21 protein-coding genes are annotated in these 21,190 nt (G+C 69.0%); 3 read left to right on the top strand and 18 right to left on the bottom strand.

Going from position 1 to position 21,190, the window contains the following annotated elements; translation table 11 throughout:
• Nucleotides 1–24: 24 nt before the first annotated feature.
• The 7 genes from hemB to ACYVLV_RS13115 form a co-directional block, all read right to left on the bottom strand.
• The gene (hemB, locus tag ACYVLV_RS13145; RefSeq protein ID WP_460810563.1) at nt 25–1,005 is read right to left on the bottom strand and encodes a porphobilinogen synthase; all 981 of its coding nucleotides are present in this window, start codon (nt 1,003–1,005) and stop codon (nt 25–27) included.
• 363 nt (nt 1,006–1,368) lie between these two features.
• Complete coding sequence (locus tag ACYVLV_RS13140; protein ID WP_460810561.1) at nt 1,369–3,090, bottom strand: bifunctional uroporphyrinogen-III C-methyltransferase/uroporphyrinogen-III synthase; 1,722 nt, start codon at nt 3,088–3,090, stop codon at nt 1,369–1,371.
• A gap of 112 nt (nt 3,091–3,202) precedes the next feature.
• Nucleotides 3,203–4,135 carry a hydroxymethylbilane synthase gene (gene hemC, locus ACYVLV_RS13135; RefSeq protein WP_460810560.1) on the bottom strand — a complete coding sequence of 311 codons (933 nt, stop codon included), beginning with the start codon at nt 4,133–4,135 and terminating at the stop codon, nt 3,203–3,205.
• On the bottom strand, nt 4,132–5,424 hold the full coding sequence (locus tag ACYVLV_RS13130; RefSeq protein ID WP_460810558.1) for a glutamyl-tRNA reductase: 1,293 nt from the start codon (nt 5,422–5,424) through the stop codon (nt 4,132–4,134). The genes hemC and ACYVLV_RS13130 overlap by 4 nt, the downstream gene beginning before the upstream one ends.
• Nucleotides 5,421–6,098 (bottom strand): redox-sensing transcriptional repressor Rex, encoded by a 678-nt coding sequence (locus ACYVLV_RS13125; RefSeq protein ID WP_460811005.1) that lies wholly within the window; start codon nt 6,096–6,098, stop codon nt 5,421–5,423. The genes ACYVLV_RS13130 and ACYVLV_RS13125 overlap by 4 nt, the downstream gene beginning before the upstream one ends.
• A 171-nt stretch (nt 6,099–6,269) precedes the next feature.
• Entirely contained in the window at nt 6,270–6,527 is a 258-nt protein-coding gene (locus ACYVLV_RS13120) for a glutaredoxin family protein (protein WP_460810555.1), read from the bottom strand.
• 161 nt (nt 6,528–6,688) lie between these two features.
• Nucleotides 6,689–8,293 (bottom strand): class I adenylate-forming enzyme family protein, encoded by a 1,605-nt coding sequence (locus ACYVLV_RS13115; RefSeq protein WP_460810553.1) that lies wholly within the window; start codon nt 8,291–8,293, stop codon nt 6,689–6,691.
• 113 nt (nt 8,294–8,406) lie between these two features.
• Here ACYVLV_RS13115 and ACYVLV_RS13110 point away from each other — a divergent pair, with 113 nt between their 5' ends.
• The 3 genes from ACYVLV_RS13110 to ACYVLV_RS13100 all read left to right on the top strand — a co-directional run bounded on the left by ACYVLV_RS13110 (nt 8,407) and on the right by ACYVLV_RS13100 (nt 11,523).
• Entirely contained in the window at nt 8,407–9,294 is an 888-nt protein-coding gene (locus ACYVLV_RS13110; protein WP_460810551.1) for an HAD family hydrolase, read from the top strand.
• A 110-nt stretch (nt 9,295–9,404) separates the two neighbouring features.
• Nucleotides 9,405–10,229 carry a sigma-70 family RNA polymerase sigma factor gene (locus tag ACYVLV_RS13105; protein ID WP_460810549.1) on the top strand — a complete coding sequence of 275 codons (825 nt, stop codon included), beginning with the start codon at nt 9,405–9,407 and terminating at the stop codon, nt 10,227–10,229.
• A 127-nt stretch (nt 10,230–10,356) separates the two neighbouring features.
• The gene (locus tag ACYVLV_RS13100) at nt 10,357–11,523 is read left to right on the top strand and encodes a DUF5667 domain-containing protein (protein ID WP_460810547.1); all 1,167 of its coding nucleotides are present in this window, start codon (nt 10,357–10,359) and stop codon (nt 11,521–11,523) included.
• Between the two features lie 148 nt (nt 11,524–11,671).
• Here the strand turns inward: ACYVLV_RS13100 and ACYVLV_RS13095 are convergent, their stop codons facing one another.
• From ACYVLV_RS13095 to ACYVLV_RS13045, 11 genes are all read right to left on the bottom strand, one after another.
• Entirely contained in the window at nt 11,672–12,910 is a 1,239-nt protein-coding gene (locus ACYVLV_RS13095; protein WP_460810546.1) for a lysophospholipid acyltransferase family protein, read from the bottom strand.
• Nucleotides 12,903–14,039, bottom strand: a complete 1,137-nt coding sequence (locus ACYVLV_RS13090) for an NAD-dependent epimerase/dehydratase family protein (RefSeq protein WP_460810544.1) — start codon at nt 14,037–14,039, stop codon at nt 12,903–12,905. Before ACYVLV_RS13090 ends, ACYVLV_RS13095 begins: the two co-directional genes overlap by 8 nt.
• 20 nt (nt 14,040–14,059) lie before the next feature.
• The gene (locus tag ACYVLV_RS13085) at nt 14,060–14,161 is read right to left on the bottom strand and encodes a 30S ribosomal protein bS22 (protein WP_008356322.1); all 102 of its coding nucleotides are present in this window, start codon (nt 14,159–14,161) and stop codon (nt 14,060–14,062) included.
• Between the two features lie 181 nt (nt 14,162–14,342).
• Nucleotides 14,343–14,549: a helix-turn-helix domain-containing protein gene (locus ACYVLV_RS13080; protein ID WP_460810543.1), complete on the bottom strand. Its 207-nt coding sequence runs from the start codon at nt 14,547–14,549 to the stop codon at nt 14,343–14,345.
• 178 nt (nt 14,550–14,727) lie between these two features.
• Nucleotides 14,728–15,951 carry an acetoin utilization protein AcuC gene (locus tag ACYVLV_RS13075; protein WP_460810541.1) on the bottom strand — a complete coding sequence of 408 codons (1,224 nt, stop codon included), beginning with the start codon at nt 15,949–15,951 and terminating at the stop codon, nt 14,728–14,730.
• Between the two features lie 79 nt (nt 15,952–16,030).
• A complete protein-coding gene (locus ACYVLV_RS13070) occupies nt 16,031–16,945 on the bottom strand; it encodes a haloalkane dehalogenase (protein WP_460810540.1) in 915 nt (304 codons plus the stop codon).
• Between the two features lie 98 nt (nt 16,946–17,043).
• Nucleotides 17,044–17,811 (bottom strand): mycothiol-dependent nitroreductase Rv2466c family protein, encoded by a 768-nt coding sequence (locus tag ACYVLV_RS13065; RefSeq protein WP_460810538.1) that lies wholly within the window; start codon nt 17,809–17,811, stop codon nt 17,044–17,046.
• A 32-nt stretch (nt 17,812–17,843) separates the two neighbouring features.
• Nucleotides 17,844–18,674 (bottom strand): pyrroline-5-carboxylate reductase, encoded by an 831-nt coding sequence (proC, locus tag ACYVLV_RS13060; protein WP_460810536.1) that lies wholly within the window; start codon nt 18,672–18,674, stop codon nt 17,844–17,846.
• 13 nt (nt 18,675–18,687) lie between these two features.
• Complete coding sequence (locus ACYVLV_RS13055; protein ID WP_460810535.1) at nt 18,688–19,623, bottom strand: proline dehydrogenase family protein; 936 nt, start codon at nt 19,621–19,623, stop codon at nt 18,688–18,690.
• 87 nt (nt 19,624–19,710) lie between these two features.
• Nucleotides 19,711–20,448, bottom strand: a complete 738-nt coding sequence (locus ACYVLV_RS13050) for an ABC transporter permease (RefSeq protein ID WP_460810533.1) — start codon at nt 20,446–20,448, stop codon at nt 19,711–19,713.
• Nucleotides 20,445–21,167, bottom strand: a complete 723-nt coding sequence (locus tag ACYVLV_RS13045; protein ID WP_460810530.1) for an ABC transporter ATP-binding protein — start codon at nt 21,165–21,167, stop codon at nt 20,445–20,447. The genes ACYVLV_RS13050 and ACYVLV_RS13045 overlap by 4 nt, the downstream gene beginning before the upstream one ends.
• Nucleotides 21,168–21,190 lie beyond the last annotated feature (23 nt).

Raw genomic sequence — 21,190 nt, 5'->3', positions numbered from 1 at the left:
GGCGGCGCGTTCGTCGTTCCGGCCTCAGCGCAGCAGGCGCGCGGCCTCGGTGGCCCAGTAGGTCAGGATGATGTCCGCCCCGGCCCGACGGATCGAGGTGAGGGTCTCCAGGATCGCCGCTTCGCGGTTGATCCACCCACGGGCCGCCGCCGCCTCGACCATGGAGTACTCACCGGAGATGTTGTACGCCGCGACCGGCACGTCCACCGCGTCCCGCACCTGACGCAGCACGTCCAGGTAGGCCAGGGCCGGCTTGACCATCACGATGTCCGCGCCCTGCTCGATGTCGAGCAGGGCCTCGCGGACACCTTCGCGGGCGTTGGCGCCGTCCTGCTGATAGGTACGTCGGTCCCCCTGCAACGAGGAGTCCACCGCCTCACGGAAGGGACCGTAGAAGGCGGAGGCGTACTTCGCGGCGTAGGCCAGGATCGCCACGTCGTGGTGACCGGCTGCGTCGAGCGCGCTCCGGATCACCGCGACCTGCCCGTCCATCATCCCGCTGGGGCCGACCAGATCGGCACCCGCCGCGGCCTGCGCGACCCCCATCTCGGCGTACACCGCCAGGGTCGCGTCGTTGTCCACCCGACCCTGACCGTCCAGGACACCGCAGTGTCCGTGATCGGTGAACTCATCGAGGCACAGGTCGCTCATCACGCTCAGCGAGTCGCCGACCTCGGACTTCACCTCAGCGATGGCGCGGTTGAGCACCCCGTTCGGGTCCAACCCGGCTGAGCCGGTTGCGTCCTTGGTCTCGGGGATCCCGAAGAGCATCACCCCACCCAGACCCGCCTCGGCGGCCTGGCTCACGGCTGCCTTGAGGGAGTCGAAACTGTGCTGGACGATTCCGGGCATCGAGGAGATCGGCACCGGCTCGCTGATGCCCTCACGGACGAACAGGGGCAACACCAACTGGCGCGCCTCCACCGACGTTTCCGCCACCATCCTGCGCATCGCCGCAGTGGTGCGCAGGCGGCGCGGGCGGATGATGGGTCCGAGGTCGGTCATGTAGGGCTCCAGTGGTCAAGCTGTTGGCGGCACGCTGGTTGAGGTGCGAGGAGCCCTGGCGACCTCGAAACCGAGGACTCCTGCGGTGGTTTAGGTGCGAGGAGCCCTGGCGACGAGCCTCGAACCCACGCAACCGAACTCGTCAAGGTTCCCACAATCGGGACACTGCTGCTAGGTGGTGCCGTTCTCGCTGGCCCGGTTCCCGAGATCCCTCACCAAGATTTCGAGGCTCGTCGCTGGCGCTCCTCGCACCTCAATCTCCGCGCATCGGTGATCGTCAGCGCGCTCTGCGCGCTCTCGATCACTTCGCTTGGACCTCAATCTCCGCGCATCAGTGAGCTGAGCGGGCGTTGCCCGCTGAGCTCACTTCGCGCGGACCTTCCTCCGGCCGGAGGGCTTGCGGGCGGACGGCTTGGTGACCGGTTCCCCCGCCTCGAGCATCGAGGAACGGCGGGCGGCACCGAAGTCGGCCAACGCCTCCACGAGCTCGTCGACATCGGGGACCGGGGAGAGGACGTCGACGCGCAGGCCGTGCTCCTCGGCCGTCTTGGCCGTGGCGGGTCCGATGACCGCGATGATCGTGGAGGGGTGCGGCTTGCCCGCGATCCCGACCAGGTTCCGCACGGTGGAGGACGAGGTGAACACGACCGCGTCGAACTTCCCGGACTTGATGGCGTCGCGGGTCGGCGCCGGCGGGGGCGTGGCCCGCACCGTGCGGTAGGCCGTGACGTCGTCGCACTCCCAGCCGAGGTCGATCAGACCGGCGACGAGGTTCTCGGTGGCGATGTCCGCACGGGGCAGGAAGACCCGGTTGATCGGGTCCAGCACGTTGTCGTACTCGGGCCAGTCAGCCAGGAGCCCGGCGGCGGACTGCTCCCCCGAGGGGGTCAGATCGGCGCGGAGGCCCCAGGCGGCGATCGCGGCGGCGGTCTTATCGCCCACCGCGGCGATCTTCAGCCCGGAGAACGCACGTGCGTCCAGGCCGTACTCCTCGAACTTCTCGCGCACGGCCTTGACCGCGTTCACCGAGGTGAAGGCGATCCATTCGTAGCGGCCCTCGACCAGACCACGGATGGCCTTGTCCATCTGCAGCGGGTTGCGCGGCGGCTCCACCGAGATCGTGGGGACCTCTTCGGGCACGGCGCCGAAGCCGCGCAGGCGCAGGGACAGCGAGGCGGCCTGGTCCTTGGTGCGAGGCACCAGGATCCGCCAGCCGAACAGCGGCTTGGTCTCGAACCACGACAGCGTCTCGCGCAGGTTGACGACCTTGCCGATGACCGTGATCGCCGGCGGGGCCATCCGGGCCGCGCGAGCGTCGGCACCGATGTCCTCCAGCGTCGAGGTGACCGTCTCCTGCTCGGTGGTGGTGCCGACCCGCGTCATCGCGACGGGGGTGGACGCCGAGCGACCCGCGAGCATCAACGCCTTGGCAATGTCACCGATCTGGCCCACGGCGGAGAGCAGGACCAGGGTCCGGTCGTCGGCGTAGTGGCTCCAGTCGACCTTGTCACCGCAGGTCACCACGGACACCTCGCGGTGGTCCTTGGTGGTCAGCGGGATGCCGGCGTACGCCGGGACCGAGGAGACCGACGAGACGCCCGGGACGATCTCGAAACCGAGGCCGGCCTTGACGACCGCCTGGGCCTCTTCGGGGCCCGAGGCGTAGACGAAGGGGTCACCGGACATCAGGCGGACCACGCGCTGGCCGCGCTTGGCCTGCTTGAGCACGGCCTTGGCGCGGGCGGCGTAGGTCAGCGGCTGACCGTCCTCGCCGAAACCACCGTCGACGAACAGGGGGCCCTCCGGCTCGACCTCGACGGGGGCCTCATCGCCGGCTTCGGCCAGCGCGGGCAGACCCAGCAGGGTGCGCACCATGGGCTCGTGCTCGGGGGACTCGGTGACGATCACCTGAGCCTGTTTGATCAGGTCCACCGCGCGCACGGTCAACAGGTCGACGTCTCCGGGGCCGCTACCGACGAAGGAGACCCAGCCGCGGGTCGTACTCGCGGCGGGTTTGCTGCTCGAAGCGGCCTTCTTGGGGGCCGCGGAAGTGGGGGCGGTTGCGGTCGTCTTGCCTCGCGTCATGCCTGCTGCACCTTTGCTGATCGTCGTGCGGGAGTCCTGCTGTGGTCGAACGGGTCGTGCCGAGTCGGGGGTGGCCGGTTGATCCGGCGAAGGTCTGGCCGTCATGTCTGCCTCATTCGGGGGCCTCCAGATTTCCGGCGCCGTCCTCGAGCATCTCGGCGGCCAGCGTGCGGCCCACCTCGTCGGCTCGGGCGGGAAGCCCGGTGATGGAGCGGCGTACGGCGAGCCCACCGTCGGTGGACAGTGCGACCGCGCGCATCCACAGTTCGTCACCGTCCTCGCCCTCGACGACCTCGGCCAAGGCGCCGATCGGGGCCGAGCAGCCGCCCTCCAGTGCGTTGAGCAGCGCGCGTTCGGCGGTGACGGCCGCCCGGGCGAGGGGATCGTCCAGCGCAGCCAACTGCTCCGCGAGCGGGTCACCCTCACGGCACTCGACGGCCAGCGCACCCTGACCCGGGGCGGGGAGCATCTGCAGGGGGTCGAGGACCTCGGTGACCTCATCGAGGCGATCGAGGCGGGCCAGCCCGGCGCGGGCGAGTACGACGCCGTCGTACTCGCCGCCGTGGACCTTCCCGATGCGGGTGCCCACGTTGCCGCGCAGTCCACGCACGTCCAGACCGAGGCCCAGGGCGTGGAGCTGTGAGGCACGGCGAGGGGATCCGGTGCCGACGATGCTGCCGAACGGAAGTTCCGCGAGGGTCAGACCGTCCCGTGCGACCAGGACGTCGCGGGGGTCCTCGCGTCCGGGGACGGCCACCAGACGCAGGCCCTCGGCGGGGTACGTCGGCAGGTCCTTCAGCGAGTGGACGGCCACGTCGACCCGGTCGTCGAGCAGCGCCTCGCGCAGGCTCGCGACGAAGACCCCGACGCCGCCGGACTCGGTCAGCGGGGTTCCGACCAGGGCGCTCTTGTCGCCCTCGGTGGTGATCTCGACCAGTTCGGTGGGTCGACCCAGGAGGTCACGGATACGGGCGGCGACGAGCTCGGACTGGGTCGTGGCCAGCGCCGAGCGACGGGTGCCAACGCGGATCGGCGTCTCGGTCATGACAGTCCCTCCGCTCGGGTGACGGCCTCGACGGCGTCGGAGTCGAGCGCGAAGAGTTCGGCCAGGGCGGCGGCGTAGGACACGGCGCCCTGTTCGTTGGCCAGTTCCTTGACCCGGACGGTGGGCTCGTGGAGCAGCTTGTCGGCCACCCGACGCACCGTGTGCAGCACCTCGGCGCGGGCCGCGGGATCGAGATCGGGCAGGCGACCGTCCAGCCGGGCCATCTCGGCCTCGACGACCCCGGTGGCCATGGAGCGCAGCGCGATCACCGTCGGGGTGACGCTGGCCTGGTGGCGAGCGGTGACGAAGGCGCTGACCTCCTGGGCGACGATGCGGCGTACCTCGACGACCTCCAGCCCGGCCTCACTGTGGTGCAGGGTGTCGGCCAGTTCGGTCAGCCCGATCAGCGTGACTCCGGGCAGGGTCGCGACCTCGGGGTCGACATCGTGGGGCAGTGCCACGTCGATCACGGCCAGCGGGCGTTCGTGGGGCCGGGCCGTGCTGAGCATCTGGCGGGTGATCAGGACACCGGCGGCACCGGTGCAGGTGATCACGATGTCCGCGACGGAGAGCTCTTCGCCCAGACGCTTCAGCGGCACCGGGCGGGCGGCGTACTCGGCAGCCAGCCGGTCGGCCCGTTCCGGGGTCCGGTTGACGACGCTGATCTCGGCCGCACCGAGGCGGGAGACGGTCGCGGTGGCGAGCCCTGCCATCGCCCCGGCACCGACCACGACGACGTGCTTGCCGGCTACGGCACCGATGGCTTCCTCGGAGCGTTCGAGGGCGGCGCTGACCAGCGAGGGGGCGACCTGGTCGATGCCGGTTTCGGCACGGGCCCGCTTGCCCACGCGCAGGGCCTGCTGGAAGAGGACGTTCAGGGCGGAGCCGACGGTGCCGAGCTCTTGGCCCAGGCGCAACGCCTCACGGGTCTGGCCGAGGATCTGGCCCTCGCCGACGGCCATCGAGTCGAGTCCGGCGGCCACGTGGAACAGGTGCGAGACGGCGCCGTCGTCGTAGTGAACGTAGAGGTGGGGCAGCAGGCCCTCGGTGGTGGAGTCGGCACGCTCGACGAGCAACCGCGAAAGGTCCTCGACGCTGCCGTGGAAGCGGTCGACCTCGGTGTAGATCTCGACCCGGTTGCAGGTGGAGATCACCGTGGCCTCGGTGACGTGGGCGCAGGCCGCGGCATCCGCGATCAGCTTGTGTAGGGCGCTGTCGTCCAGCGCCACCCGCTCGAGAAGTGACACCGGGGCGGTGTTGTGGGAGATCCCGACGACCAGGACGCTCATGCTTGCCCCCCGATCAGTGCGCTGTTCGCCTTCCGCTGCTCGTGGTAGGCCAGGATCTGCAGTTCGATGGAGAGGTCGACCTTGCGGACGTCCACCCCGGCGGGCACCGAGAGCACGGCGGGGGCGAAGTTCAAGATGCTGGTGATACCGCAGGCGACCATCCGGTCAGCGACGTCCTGGGCGGCGACGGCAGGGGTGGCGATGACCCCGATCGCGACCGCGTTCAGGGCGACGATCTCCTCGAGGTCGTCGAAGGGGAGTACGTCGACCCCTGCGACCTGCTCCTCGTGACGGTCCGGATCGGCGTCCAGCAGGGCGACCACCCGGAAGCCGCGGCTGCGGAACCCGGAGTAGTTGGCCAGGGCGTGCCCCAGATTTCCGATGCCCACGATGACCACGGGCCAGTCCTGGGTGACCCCGATCTCTCGGGCGATCTGGTAGCGGAGGTACTCCACGTCGTACCCGACGCCGCGGGTGCCGTAGCTGCCGAGGTAGGAGAGGTCCTTGCGGAGCTTGGCGCTGTTGACGCCCGCTGAGCTCGCGAGTTCTTCGCTCGAGCACGTCCCGATCCCGCCCTCGGCCAGAGTCACCAGGGCGCGCAGATAGATCGGCAGTCGGGCGATCGTCGCCTCGGGAATGTCCCGGGCGCTCTCGCTCGTAGTCCGTGAGGTCACTGCTCCACTTCCCAGCCCGACTCCCGTGCAGCCGCCACGGGTCTGAGTCGTGGCCGGGCCGAAGTCGAGCAAGATCACTGTAGAAGTTTGTGAACGGGAGAACAAAACGACAGACGTCCTACGGGGCGGATCGCTACCACATGTGAGATGACCCACCCGCGTGGGGTCGGTTCAACCTCCGCCTGCGCCCAGTGCATCGCGGAGTCGCTGCGGGTCCACCCGCCAGAAATCGTGCTGCCTACCGTCCACGAACGTCACCGGGACCTCGTTGGTGAAACGCCGCTGGAGATCGGGGTCGTCATCGATCGAGACCTCCACGAAGGACTCCCCCACCTCCGCACACACCTGCGCGATGACTTCGCGCGCCACGTCGCACAGGTGGCACCCGGGCCGCCCGTACAACGTCACCCGCGCCTGCTGCTCACCCATCACTCATTCCCCCACGAAGTTCGCCAGATGGGGACGCGAAGTTCGCCAAATGGGGCGCCGAGGGTCGTCAGATGGGGAGGCGACCATCAGCGAACTGGAGGACGCCGATCTGGCGTCCCCATCTCGCGAACTTCGTGGCCCCATTTCACGGATTTCGTGAGTCACTCGAGCAGACCCAGGGCGCGGCGGCGCTCGATACCGCGCAGGCGACCCTTCTGGACCTTGCCGGTGACCGTGAGGGGAAGTTCCTCGACGATCTCGATGCGGGCGGGTTGCTTGAACCGCGCGAGGCGGGTCGCGCAGTGGGCCAGGACGCGCTCGGCGGCGACCGCCGGGTCGAGATCGGGTACGACGACGTAGGCCACCACGGCCTCTCCGGTGACGGGGTCCGCGGTCCCGATGACGGCGACGTCGACGACGCCCTCGACCTCCGCGATGACCTCCTCCACCTCGACCGGGTAGACGTTGAAGCCGGAGACGATCACGAGTTCCTTGACCCGGTCGACGAGGAACAGGTCGCCCGAGGCGTCGAGGAAGCCGACGTCACCGGTCGACCACCAGCCCTCCTGATCGGGGCCGTCCGCGCCGTCGGGCCAGTACCCGCTGAAGAGGTTGGCGCCGCGGATCTGGATCTCTCCGGGGTCATCGCCCACCGGAAGCGCACCGGACTCGTCGATCAACCGGATCTCGATCCCCTTCAGGGCAGCGCCGACCGACCCGCTCTGCAGCGTGGCCGACCGCAGGGTGCTGGTGACCACCGGCGCGGCCTCGGTCAGGCCGTACCCCTGATGCAGGGCGATGCCGGCCCGTTCGGTGAAGTCGTCGATGACGGCGGACGTCAACGGCGCCGATCCCGAGACCATCAACCGCACCGGTCCCAGACGCTCGCGCAACGAGTCGATGTCCCGCCAGTGGGCGAACACGGCCGGCGCGATCGGGACCACGCTGCACGCCTCGTCCTCGATCAGGTCCAGCGTGCCCTGCGGGTCGAACCGCTCGGCCAACACCAACTTGGCCCGGTGTCGCAACACCCCACCGAGCACCGCGTTGAGCCCGTAGACGTGGAACAGCGGCAGGACCCCCAGCACCACGTCGTCGCCGTGCATCATGGGTGGATCGAGGTCGGCCACCTGCTCGACGTTGGCCAGCAGCGCGCGGTGGGTGAGCATCGCTGCACGCGGTCGACCCGAGGTGCCGCTGGTGTACAACAACGCCGCCAACTTCTCCGGATCCGGCAGCGGCGGGATGTCCTGCGCGCGGTCGGCGCGGAACTGGTCGTAGGACCGTTCCCCGGGCAACAAGGTGGTCCCGATCGCCACGATGCGAGGGCTGATCGCCCGTTCCAACAGTTCGGCGTCCAGCTCGTCGGTCTCACCGGCCAAGGCGCGATCCAGCAGCGCGACGGCCTCGCGCAACGTCGCGACGGTGTCGGCATCCGCGATCGCCAACCGGGCACCGGAGTCGGCGATGATCCGGGCCATCTCCCCCGCCGTGGCCAACGGGTTGATCGGTACGGCGACCGCCTGGGCCCGCAGGACCGCCAGGTAGGTCGTGACGAACTCCAACCGGTTCCCCACCGCGATCAGCACCCGATGACCGGCCACGATGCCGTGGTTCCCCAGTCCGGTCGAGAAGCGAGCGACCTCGGTCTCCAGCTCCGCCCAGGTCAGACTTCGTCCCGACGCCTCGACGATCGCCAGTTTCTCCGGGCATTCCCGGGCCGCGTCGGCGACCAGGGAGGCGACGTCCACGACGGGTGCAAGCATGCGGGCGATCCTACTGCCGGGCTCGATCTCGCGCCGCCCCTCACAGAACCCCGCACGAAACGCTCCGGACCATGTCACCGGTGGTCAGCCGTTCGCGATCTATGGTGAGCCCCATGTCCCACGGATCGGAGCGGCGCCCACCGCTGAATCTCCAGCAGCGCTCCGCTCTGGCTGGGGAGGCGGCGGCTGCGGCGGCCGAGGTGGAGACCGCCCTGGAGGCCCCCGCTGACGGTTCGGCCGCGGCGTTCTTCGACGTCGACAACACCGTGATGCAGGGTGCGAGCATCTTCCACCTGGCCCGTGGACTGCATCGTCGCAAGTTCTTCACCACCCGCGACATCCTCGGCGCCGCCTGGAAGCAGGCCTACTTCCGGGTCGTCGGGGTCGAGGACCCCGAACACGTCGCGGAGGCTCGCAACTCCGCGCTGAGCTTCATCGCCGGTCATACCGTCGCGGAGTTGGAGGAGCTCGGTGAGGAGATCTTCGACGAGGCGATGGCCCACCGGATCTGGCCCGGAACCCGCGCCCTGGCCCAGCTCCACCTCGATCAGGGCCAACGGGTCTGGCTGGTCACGGCTGCACCCATCGAGATCGCATCGATCATCGCGCGGCGACTCGGACTGACCGGTGCCATGGGCACCGTCTCGGAGACCGTCGACGGCGTCTACACCGGGCAACTGGTCGGCGACATGCTCCACGGCCCCGCCAAGGCCATCGCCGTCACGGCGCTCGCGGAACGTGAGGGGCTCGACCTGGCCGCCTGCTCGGCGTACTCCGACTCCTACAACGACCTCCCGATGTTGGGCCTGGTCGGGCAACCCGTGGCCATCAACCCGGACGCCAAGTTGCGGGCCCACGCCCGCAAGGAGGGGTGGCGGGTCCGCGACTACCGCACCGGACGCAAGGCGGCTCGCGCCGGACTGCTCCTCGGCGCGGTGGCAGGGGCGACCAGCGGATCGGTCGCAGCGGCCCTGGCTCTGCGCGGTCATCGGCGCCCCTGAACCGGCTATGCGTCGGCGTAACGATTCTGGGCGTGTGCTAGCGGCAACCGTCGGTCACGTCTACTCTGGGCCGTATCGGAGTCGCTCTATGACTCCAGGGAGGGCCAGGGATGACGCGAGAGCGCCAGTATGCCGCGCGCGGACTCAGGTCTCTGCGCGCCGCGGTGCTCTGCGCTCTCGAGGACCTCAACCCCCAGCAACCCGCCCTCGCAACCGCCGGATTCCCCGGCACTGCGGGGCCACCGTGGGCGCCGGCACCCCCGCAGCAAGGTCAGGCCACCCACCGATTGTGGGCCGAGGCGGCCAACGACCAGGCACCCCTGCGCACTCCTTCCCGGTTCGACGACTCCGAGCAGGCCACCTCATCCGAGGGCGACCACGCCGAAGGTGAGCGTCTGATCGCCCTGGTCGAATTGGCCCGTGGCGGTGACAGCGAAGCCTTCGGGCTTCTCTACGACCACTACCAGGCGTCGGTCTATCGCTTCCTCTACTACCGCACCCGCTCGGTCCAGGTCGCCGAGGACCTCGCCTCGGAGACCTTCTTCCGCGCGCTGCGCAGCATGAACAACTTCCGGTGGCAGGGCAAGGACTTCGGCGCGTGGTTGATGACCATCGCGCGCAACCTGGCCACCGATCACTTCAAGGCGGGCCGTACTCGACTCGAGATGACCACCGACGACATGGGCCAGCACGACGACGCCACCGAGGGCCCCGAGACCGCCGTACTCGCCAGCCTGACCAACGAGTTGCTGATGGAAGCCCTGGCCGAGTTGCCCGAGGAACAGCGCGACTGCCTGGTGATGCGTTTCCTCCAAGGGATGAGCATCGCCGAGACGGCCGCGGTCCTGGGCCGTAGCGACGGTGCCATCAAGCAACTCCAACTGCGTGGGGTGCGCAACCTCGCGAAGTTGATGCCGGAGGGGATCCGGGAATGAGCCCCCAGCCGAACACCGCCGCACGACGTCATGCACGTCACTTCGATCGTTCCATCTCCGCCCGTAACCTCGGGGAGACCGGGGTCGTTGAGCCTTGCGTAGAGACCACCAGCAGAGGAGGGAAGAGATGAGCCCCGTGTTCCCGTCACGACGACGCGCCGATGAGTTCCAGGCCGCCCTCGAAGGGTCATCGGACCCCTCCTCCCGCCACGCCGAGGCTCTCGCCCTGGTCGGCGCTCTGCGTGAGTCCTCCCCGGTAGAGCCGAGTCCCGAGTTCGTCGCCGGCCTGCGCGGTCGTCTGATGGCCGAGGCCGACACCGCCCTGGCCGGTGGCCGCGCTCCCGCGAGTCCCGCCCGTGACCTCACCCCCCGGCTCCCCCGTCGCGAGCGGCGACTCGCTGCCGCGGTCGGCTCATTCGCTCTGGTGGGCGCCACCGCGTCCATGGCGATCGCCGCCCAGGGTGCGTTGCCCGGCGAAACGCTCTATCCGCTCAAGCGCGCACTCGAGAACGCCCAGGCCGGCGTCCAGGGCGGGGTCGACGAGAAGGGCATCACCATCCTGGCCAGCGCCTCGGGTCGCCTCGACGAGGTCGACGAGTTGAGCCGCGACACCAGCGCTCAGGATCCTGCGGTCATCTCCTCCACCCTGGATGCGTTCTCCGAACAGGCCTCAGAAGCCTCCGAACTGCTGCTCGAGGCCTACGACGAGACCGGTCGGCCCGAGTTGATCGACGACGTCCGCGTCTTCGCCGCACAGAGCATGACCTCCTTGCGCGACCTCGAGCCGCTGGTGCCTCGCGAGTCCCGCGCCGCTCTCATCTCGGCCTCGCAGGTGCTACGGGCCATCGACCAGACCGCCATGGAGGCCTGCCCCACCTGTTCAGCGGCCTTCCTCGATCAGACGCCCCTCCTGGCGGCATCGACCTACGAGGACCTGATCACCGACCTGGTGGCGACAGTTCCCACGCCCGAGACTGTTTTCACCAAGCAGACCGGCAAGGCCAAGGGTCAGAAGAAGCCATCGAAGCCATCGGGTTCCTCTGACTCCAGCAACGACACGGAGCCGCAGGTCTCGGTCACCACCGATGCTCCCGAAACGGTGCCCGCACCCAGCAGCGGCGGCGAGCGGCCCAACCCGCAGCCCCCTCGCAACCCGGTGAAGGACCTGACCGACTCCCTGCTGAGCGGGGGCAAGGGCAACATCAACGGCCCCCGCCTCGACGACGTCGTCGAGGGCGTCGATGAGGGCGTCGATGATGCCGTCAACGGCGTCACCGACCCGCTGCTGCCCTGAGTGAGCGTGCGCCCGATGAGGGCGTCGACCTCGCGCGGCCACCGACCCCACGGCCGGCCCGAACCGTCTGCGGTGTCAGGCTGCTCGGCCCATCTCTACTGATGGCGCCCTTGTGCCCTTCGGCACCCGCCGACCGTCCTGTCGGGGGTCAGCGGAAGACGCTCTCCCGCTTCCGCAGCAGCGAGTACAGCGTCTGCTGAATGGTCTCGCGGACCTGGTCGGTCACGTTGAACACGAGCATCGGGTCGTCGATCGCCGTCTCGTCGTACTCGTCGGTGCGGATCGGTTCGCCGAACTCCAGCAGCCACTTCGACGGCAGCGGCACCAGACCCAGCGGTCCCAGTAGTGGGAACAGCGGGGTGATCGGGATGTAGGGGACCCCGAGGACGCGGGCCAGGGACGGGATGTTCCCCACCAGCGGATAGATCTCCTCGGCTCCTACGACGCTGAGCGGGATGATGGGTACGCCGGTGCGCAGCGCGGCGGAGACGAATCCGCCTCGCCCGAAGCGCTGGAGTTTGTAGCGGTCGGAGAAGGGCTTGCCGATGCCCTTGAAACCCTCAGGCCAGACACCCACGAGCTCTCCGCCGCTGAGCATCCGCTCTGCGTCGGCGTTGCAGGCCAGGGTGGCGCCGCCCTTGCGGGCCATGTTGCTGACCACCGGCAGGCGGAACACCAGGTCGGCACCCAGGGGGCGCAGGTGGCGGCCGGTGTGGTCGTAGATGGAGACCATCGTCATCAGGCCGTCGATCGGCACGGTCCCGGAGTGGTTGGACACCACCAGGGCCCCGCCCTCGGCGGGGATGTTCTCGGCGCCGATGACCTCGACCCGGAACCAGGAGTCGGCCAGGGGCCGAAGGGCGGCCATGAAGAACCGCTGGGTGATCTCGGCGTCGAAGCCGTACTCGTCGACCACGAAGTCGCCGGTTATCCGACGTCGGAGGAAGGCGAGGAACCGAGCCAGCTGCGGCTCCCACTGATCCCCGAAGACCTCCATCGCGGCCCGTTGGAAGGCGTTGAGCCACTCTCCACTGGAGATCGTGGCCAGGAGGTTGCGTTCCCGGGTCGTGGCCGGCGCCCTGGACCCCACGTCCTGGCTGGAGGCCTGCTGGCTGGAATTCGTCTGACTGGAGGTCGTCTGGCTGGAGGATTGGCCGTCGTCCGCAGTCGTCTCCGCTTCGGCTGCTGCACCCTGCTTCGTCGGGTTCGAGCCCGCGGCGTTCGAGGCGCGCTTGGCTTCCGGCCCGTCGGGCGACTTCGCCTTCGAACCCGCTGGGGCCTTCTTGGCCGGACCCGCCAGGTTGCGGGCCGCCGAGGAGGCGCTCTTGCCGGCCCCTCGTCCGGGCCGACCGTGGGTGCCGATGGGGATGATCTCGGCATCACCCATGCGAATCACCCCCGGAGGTGGCTGAGTTGGAGGGGGTGGCGGAGCTGGCTGGGGCGGTTTGGTGCGGGGCCGGCTTTGCCGACTGCGCGGGCGCGAGCTCGGGGGTGGCGTAGGACGGGAGACGCTCGGCCACCGACTCCAGGGCGCGTTGGGTGGGACCGACCGTGGTTCCGAGGTCGCTGATGAACGCGGCGAGCGCGCCCTCGGTGGAGAAGGACGGCACGAAACCCAACTGCTCGACCATCCGGGTGGTGTCGACTCCGCGGCCGTAGGTCAGCAACCCGATCTGCTCCGGGGAGAAGTCCGCGAGCCGTGCCGAACGCAACACCGACCCGAGCCGCCCGACGGCGAACCCGGGCATCGGCACCGACGGCTTGTGGAGGCGGCGTACCGCCTGGGAGAGCATCAGGATCCCGTCGCCGGCCACGTTGTAGGTGCCGTGGGCATCGGTCGCCACGGCGTGGTGCATGACGTCGAAGAGGTCGTTCTCGTGCAGGAACTGCATCCGGGCGTCGAAGCCCAGGACCGTGGGGATGACCGGGAGCCGCAGGTAGGAGGTCATCGGACTGATGACGTGCCGACCGATGACGTTGGCGCACCGCAGCACGGCCACGCTGACGTCGGGACGGCGACGGGCGAACCCGCGCACGTAGCCCTCGACCTCGGCAACGTCCTTGGCGTACCCGGCGCGCGGTGAACGTCGGGGCTCCATGTCCTCGGTGAACATCGCGGGATCGCGGTTGCTCGCGCCGTAGACGGTGGTCGTCGACTTCACGACCAGCCGTTCCACGGCCTCGGCCTTCTGACAGGCCGCCAACAGTTGCATCGTGCCGATGACGTTGAGTTCCTTCATCGTGTTGCGCCCCCCGGTGCTCCCGGGGGTCGCGATGATGCTCATGTGGACGACGGTGTCGATGTCCTCTTTGGCCAGCACCTTGGCGATGACCGGGGTCCGGATGTCGGCGCGCACGAAGGAGACATCGCCGATGTCACCCCGCGGCGGGACGACGTCGACCCCGATGACCTTGGCCACCCCCGGCTGTTGGGCCAGCGAGCGCGCGAAACGTCGGCCCAGGTCACGTGAAACTCCCGTGACCAGAACCGATTTCCCGAGCGCTGTAGCGGACATGGAGTGGTGGCCCGTGGTGACTACTTGCCGAGCTTGCGACGCTGCACGCGCGTCTTCTTCAGCAGTTTGCGGTGCTTCTTCTTCGCCATGCGCTTACGACGCTTCTTGATGACAGAACCCACGAGGTGTACCTCTCCAACGAATCAGGGCCCGGAGATACCCGGGACCACCACAGAGTAACTGCGTGCCACAGCGGTCGGTGCATCGCGCTGGGTGAAGTCCGCCATACGAGCCACTCACCACCCCGAGGAGGCGAGTGAGAACGGGCTGCTCATCGACGGTCGCGACGCTCAGCGGAGGCGATCAACCGGCGGAGTAGAAACTCTTCCGCAAGTATTCGTTGACGTCGTCCTCGCGGACCCGGAAGGAGCGGCCCACGCGGAGCGCAGGCAGTTCCTCGTTGTGGACCAGTCGGTAGACGGTCATCTTGGACACCCTCATCATCGCCGCGACCTCAGCGATCGTCAGGAAGGTCGCCTCAGAGAGGTCTCCGTGCTCATAGCCAGCCATGCGCGCACCATTTACTTTCCGTTGCGCTCGCCACCGACATCTTCGCCGGTCATGGCACGAGCACTCTGTGCGTGAGGATAGGGGCAATTGGGACAGATGGGGAAGAGAATGCTCAATGAAACTTCACAGGGTCGGCGTGTCGTCTTGACCTGAGCCCCTTTTCGGGCCGTCGGCGTCCTCACAGATGGGGGTCCAGGCCGTGGCAGGGGAAGGCCTCGAGCCGGCTGGCCTGGATGGCCCGGTCCAGCCAGGTGTCGGGATCGAACCCCTCCTCCCACGGGCGGTACTTCGGGTTGCGCCCGTCGGTGAGTCGGAACGGAGCGGTCCGCCCGAGCCGCTCGGCGACGTACTCGCGCCACTGGGGCGGGGTGTCGGTGTGCGGATCCAGCGGCGCACCGGCGACCACGGCCAGGAGGTGGGTCCACGAACGAGGGACGACCGAGACCAGGGAGTAGCCACCACCCCCGGTCACCACCCAGCGCCCGTCGGCCACCTCGTGGGCCAGGTCGTGCAGAGCGAGGTACGTCGCCCGGTGACCGTCGACGGTCAACATCAGGTGGGCGAGGGGATCATCGGCGTGGGAGTCGCAGCCGTGCTGGGTCACCAGGATCTCCGGGTCGAACTCCTTCACGATCGGCGGCACCACGGCGTGGTAGGCGCGCAGCCAGCCCGCGTCGCTGGTGCCGGGGGGCAGCGCGACGTTCACGGCGCTGCCCTGCGCCGAGATCCCACCCAGGTCATGGGCGTGCCCGGTGCCGGGGAAGAGGAACTGCCCGGACTCGTGCAACGACACCGTCAGGACCCGGGGGTCGTCCCAGAAGATCTTCTCGACCCCATCGCCGTGGTGCACATCGACGTCGATGTAGGCGACCCGCTGGGCGCCCTGATCGAGCAGCCACTGGATGCCGACGGCGATGTCGTTGTAGATGCAGAATCCGCTGGCCCGGTCGGGCATCGCGTGGTGGAGTCCGCCGGCGATGCTGGCACTGTGCAGGCTCTCCCCGGTCCACACCTGCCGGAACGCCTCGTGCGTGGCGCCCACGACGTGGGCGGCGGCCTCGTGCATGCCGGCGAAGACCGGGTTGTCGTCGGTGCCGAGTCCGTGCGCCTCCTCCCCCGGTCCGGGGTTGTGCCCCATCCGGGTGACCGCCTCGATCAGCGACCCCCGGTGGACGGTGGAGATCAGTTCCTCGCTGGCCACCGGAGCGTCGACCAGCCGCAGCCGGTCGCCGACGACACCGAGATCGGCAGCCAGACGCATCGTCAGGTCGACCCGGATCGGTGACATCGGATGGTCGGGACCGAAGTTGTACTCGGTCAGGGTGGGATCGAAGATCACCGTGCTCGGGCCGGTGCAACCGGTGCTGGCGGACTCGAGGTCCGCGCTCGACGTACTGCTCACGGCACCCGAACCTACTCCCGCCGGCGACCGGGCCGGCGCCGTGGGGCCCACGTCACCCCGCCCTGAGTCACCCGAGTCCTCAGCGCCTGATGAAGTCGGCCACGATGCGGCCCAGTTCGTCGCCCGCATCCTCCTGGAGGAAGTGCCCGGCGTTCTCGACGGTCGGGTGCTCCAGAGCGGCGGCCCCCGGGATCATCTTGCGCATGATCGGGGCCATCGCCCCGGTGATGGGGTCCCCGTCGCTGAAGGGGGTCAGGAAGGGCTTCTCCCAGGTGCTGAGCACCTCCCAGGCGGCCCGGTTGGCCTTCGTCGCCGGGTCCTGCGTCGAGGTCGGGACGAGGGTCGGCATCACCCGGGGACCGGCCTTGGCACTCTCCTCGGGGAAGGGTGCGTCGTAGGCCAACCGATCGGGGTCGCTCAGACCCCGGGTGCATCCGGCGGCGACGAACCGGCCGATGTCGAGGGTTTCGGCCTCCTGGACGGCGTTGTGGAACATCCACCAGATCTCGGGCATGTCGAAGTCGCCGGTCGGCAGGCCGGTGTTGGCCGCCACCACGCGGGCGAAGCGGTCCGGGTTCTCGGCCACCAGGCGCAACCCGAGCAGGCCGCCCCAGTCCTGACCGACCAGGGTCACCTCGGAGAGGTCGAGGTGGTCGAAGGCCAGCTCGCGCAGCCACTCGAGGTGGCGGGCGTAGCTGTGGTCGGTGGTGGCCAGGGGCTTGTCCGAGCGGCCGAAGCCGATCAGGTCCGGCGCGATCGAGCGGATCCCGGCGTCGGCCAGCACCCGCATGACGTGGCGGTAGAGGAACGACCAGGTGGGCTCACCGTGGAGCAGGAGAGCCACCGGCCCGTCAGCCGGACCGGCCTCGACGTACGCCATCCGCAGGGTCTGACCCTCGGCACCATCGGGATCGGCGACCTCGACGTACGACGGTGCGTAGTCGAAGTCGGGCAGGTCGGCGAACCGGTCGTCGGGGGTGCGGTAGATGTCCATGCCCGCCAGCATGCCACCCGTCCCCCACCGGGATAGTCCCTGACGTTTCTGCGACGAAACGCCGGACGGAGTCGCACAAACGTCAGGGACTACCTCAGTTATTTCTTCTGGCGGCGGCTGCCTCCGTGCCAGTCCTCGGCCACCCCGGCCTCGTCCTCGGATACGCCGAGGGCTCGCAGCTGGGGCAGCTCGCGCAGGCTGCGCTTGAGTTCGGCGAAGCCGGGGAAGGTGGCCAGGCCGACCACGTGGTCCCACAACTCGGCCGCCTCGTCCTCGCTGGGCAGGCGACTGATGACCGGGCCGAAGAACGCGGCGCCCTCGGGTGGGGCGATGTGCAGGATCGGGGTGCCGACGTCCTTGCCGGTCAGTCCGAGGGCCTCGTCGGTCTCGGCCTGGATCTGCTCATCACGGCTCTCGTCGTCGAGGTGCTCGGCCAGCTCCACCGGCAGCCCGCACTCCTCGAGCGCGGCGATGACGATCTCCCGGGTCCGGGCCGGCTGCTCCTCGGGCGAGACCTCGACCGGGTCGACGTCGAAGATCCGCTTGCTGATCGCCGGGTAGAGCTTCTCGATCATCTCGGAGCCGTACTCGTCGCGGACGTGCGCGCACACCCGCAGCAACCGCAGGCCTCCGGTGTGACCGGCTTCGTACTCCGGCGGGAAGTGCGCGTCGTAGTCGATGTGCTTGTTCAGCAGGCGCAGGGAGATGAAGCGCCACTCCACCTCGTAGTCGCGTTGCTCCTGCACCATCCGGACCCACTTGCTGGTCATCCAGGCGAACGGACACACCGGGTCGAACCAGAAGCGGACATCGGGCTGCGAGTCGGTCGGAGTGTCAGACGGGGATTCGGAGGGGGTGGAAGTCATGTCCGCCAGTGTCGCACCCGACCCCAGGGGCGTCAGTTGCCTTCGGCGAGCGCGCGCGAGCGGTCCCGCGCGGCCTCCATGGCGGCCAGGAAGGCCGCCCGCACCTTGTGGATCTCCAACTCCCGCAGCGCCGAAGCAGTGGTCCCACCGGGCGAGGTGACCTGCTCGCGGAGTATGGCGGGGTGCGTGCCGGTCTCCTTGAGCATCTTGGCCGACCCCACCAACGTCTGGATGACCAACTCCGAGGCGGTCGTGCGCGGCAGGCCGAGGTGGACGCCGGCCTCGATCATCGACTCCACCACGAAGAAGATGTACGCCGGACCGGAGCCGCTGATCGCGGTGACGGCATCCTGCTGACGTTCGGGGATCCGGATGACCTTGCCGACCGAGGACATCAGCGATTCGGCCTCGGCCAGTTGTGACTCCGAGCAGTGGGTGCCCGGCGAGATGGCGGCCATGCCCTCGTCGACCAGGGCGGGGGTGTTGGGCATGACGCGGACGACGGCCACCCCTTCGGGAACCCGTGCCTCGATGAAGTCGGTGGTGATTCCCGCCGCCAGCGAGACCAGGAGCTGACCGGGACGCAGGGACCCGGAGATCTCGGCCAACACATCGGCCATGTCCTGGGGCTTGACCACCAGCGCGAGGGTGTCCGCCTGCGCGGCGGCCTGGACGTTCGAGACGACCGCGACGCCGTACCGGTCCTCGAGTTCGCGGGCCCGCTCGGCGCGCTTCTCCCCCACCAACAGGTTGTCGACGCGACGTCCGGCGCGGACCAGGCCCGACAGGAGGGTCTCACCCATCACGCCGGCGCCGATGATGCCGGTGGCTTTCGTCGACGTACCGAACGGGGTGCCAGACATGAGGGAGGCCCTTCTACTTCTTGGAGATCAGTGACCTGAGGAAGAATGTCAGGTTCCGCGGTCGCTCCGCGAGCCTTCTCATGAGGTAGCCGTACCACTCGGTGCCGTAGGGGACGTAGGCCCGCACGGTTTCACCCGTGGCGACCAGTCGGGTCTGCTCGTCGGGACGGATGCCGTAGAGCATCTGGAACTCGTAAGTCCCCATCGCCCGGCCGTAACGACTGGCCAGGGACGAGGCGATCTCGATCATCCGGGGGTCGTGGGTCGCGATCATCGGGTAGCCCTCACCGGACAGCAGCACCTTCAGACACCGGACGTAGGACTTGTCGACCTCGATCCGGTCTTGATAGGCGACCTCCTCCGGCTCGGCGTACGCGCCCTTGCAGAGCCGGACCCGCGACCCCTCGTAGGCCAACGCCCGGCAGTCGTCCTCGGTGCGGTGCAGGTAGGCCTGCAGGACCGCTCCGGTCTCGGGGAAGTCCTTGCGCAGGTCCCGCAGGATCGCCAGGGTCGAGTCGGTGGTCGTGTGATCCTCCATGTCGAGGGTCACCGTGGTGCCGGCGTTGCGGGCGGCCCGGCAGACCGTGCGGGCGTTCTCGAGGGCGATCTTGTGGCCGTGGGGCTCGATCGACAGGCCGACCGCGGTGAGCTTCAGCGACACCTCGGCCCGCCGGGACAGACCCTCGTCGGACAGCCTTCGCAGCAGGTCGGCGTACGCCGTGACCGTTGCGTCGGCCTGAGCCTGGTCCAGGGTGTCCTCCCCCAGATGGTCGAGGGTCACCTCGAGTCCGTGGCCGATCAGCTCGGCGGTGGCGGCGACCGCGTCGTCGATGGTCTCCCCGGGCACGTGGCTGCGCACGATCCCCGCGGACACCGGCATGGCGGCGACGAGACGTTTCACTGCGGTACTGCGAGACGCGAGTAGCAGCGGAGCACGGAGCAGGGACATGAAGAAACCGTAACCCGGAGGCACGACCGGACGTCGCCGACTCCTCGGGCGGGGAGGGAACCGGGCCAGCGATGGGTCAGCGACGGGTCAAGGAGTACGCCGCCGCAGGGTCGCGGCACCCAGAGCGAGACCAGCCAGGGCGAAGCCCACGACCACCGCGAGCTCGGGCCAGACCTCGCTGGCGCTCGTCGACACCCGGACGTGGTTCATGGCGTCGGTGGCATAGGACAACGGGAGTACGTCACTGATCCGGCCCAGGGTCCGGGGCAACTCGTCGCGGGGCACGATCAGGCCACACAACAGGATCTGGGGGATGACCACGGCCGGCATGAACTGAACCGCCTGGAACTCGGTTGCCGCGAAGGCGCTGACCAGCAGGCCGAGGGCCGTGCCGAGTACGGCGTCGGCGATCGCCACCGCCAGCAGGAGCCAGACCGATCCGACGATCTGGAGGTCGAGCAGACCCACGGCCACGGCGACCGTGATCGTGGACTGCACCGCGGCCACCAGACCGAACGCGACGGCGTAGCCCACCAGGAGATCCAACTTGGCCATCGGCATCGTCAGGAGCCGCTCCAGCGTCCCGCTGGTGCGTTCACGCAGCGTGGTCACGCTCGTCACCAGGAACATCACCGTGAAGGGGAAGACCGCCATCAGCGGCGGCCCGATGCGGTTGAAGGTGTCCCCCTCGGTGGCGTCGAACATCCACCACATCAGGGTGATCAGCAGCGTGGGCACGGCCAGGAGGAGCATCACGGTGCGGGGGTCGCGACGCAGTTGCGCCAGGACCCGGACCGTGATGGCCACCGTGACTCTGGGACTCATGCCCCCGACTCCCGTCCGCTTGGCTCGTCGCCCACCAGCGACAGGAAGGCCGACTCGATGGTGGCCGCCCCCGCTGCCTGTTTGATCAACGCCGGAGTGTCGTCGGCCAGGATCGCGCCCTCGCGCATGAGCAGGAGCCGATCGCACCGCTCAGCCTCGTCCATGACGTGACTGGAGACGAGCACCGTCTTTCCCTGGTCCGCCAACCGATGGAACAGCGACCAGAGATCGGCGCGCAACACCGGGTCCAGGCCGACGGTGGGCTCATCGAGCACCAGCAGGTCCGGGTCGGCCAGCAGCGCGACGGCCAGGCTGACCCGTGAGCGTTGACCTCCGGAGAGTCGTCCCACCACCTGAGCGGAGTGCGATCCGAGGTCCACCGCCTCGATGGTCCGCTCCACCGACTGCCGGTTCACGCCGAGGATCCGGGCGAAGAACCGAAGGTTCTCTTCGACAGTGAGATCGTCGTACACACTCGAGGACTGGGTGACGTAGCCGACGCGGGAGCGAAGTCTCGCGCTCCCCGCCGGAGCACCGAACACCGTCACGGACCCGGAGACGATCCGCTGGACGCCGACCAGGCAGCGCATCAGCGTCGACTTGCCGCAGCCCGACGGTCCCAACAGACCGGTGACCCCGGACTCGATCTCGAGGTCGAGGCCGTCCAGCACGCGACGGGAGCCACGATCGACGACCAGGGCGGAGACCACCACCGTCATCGCGCGCTCACCTCCCGGCTGCG

The sequence above is a fragment of the Nocardioides salsibiostraticola genome (genome assembly GCF_054783655.1).
This window is presented reverse-complemented; position numbering and strand designations above follow the sequence as displayed.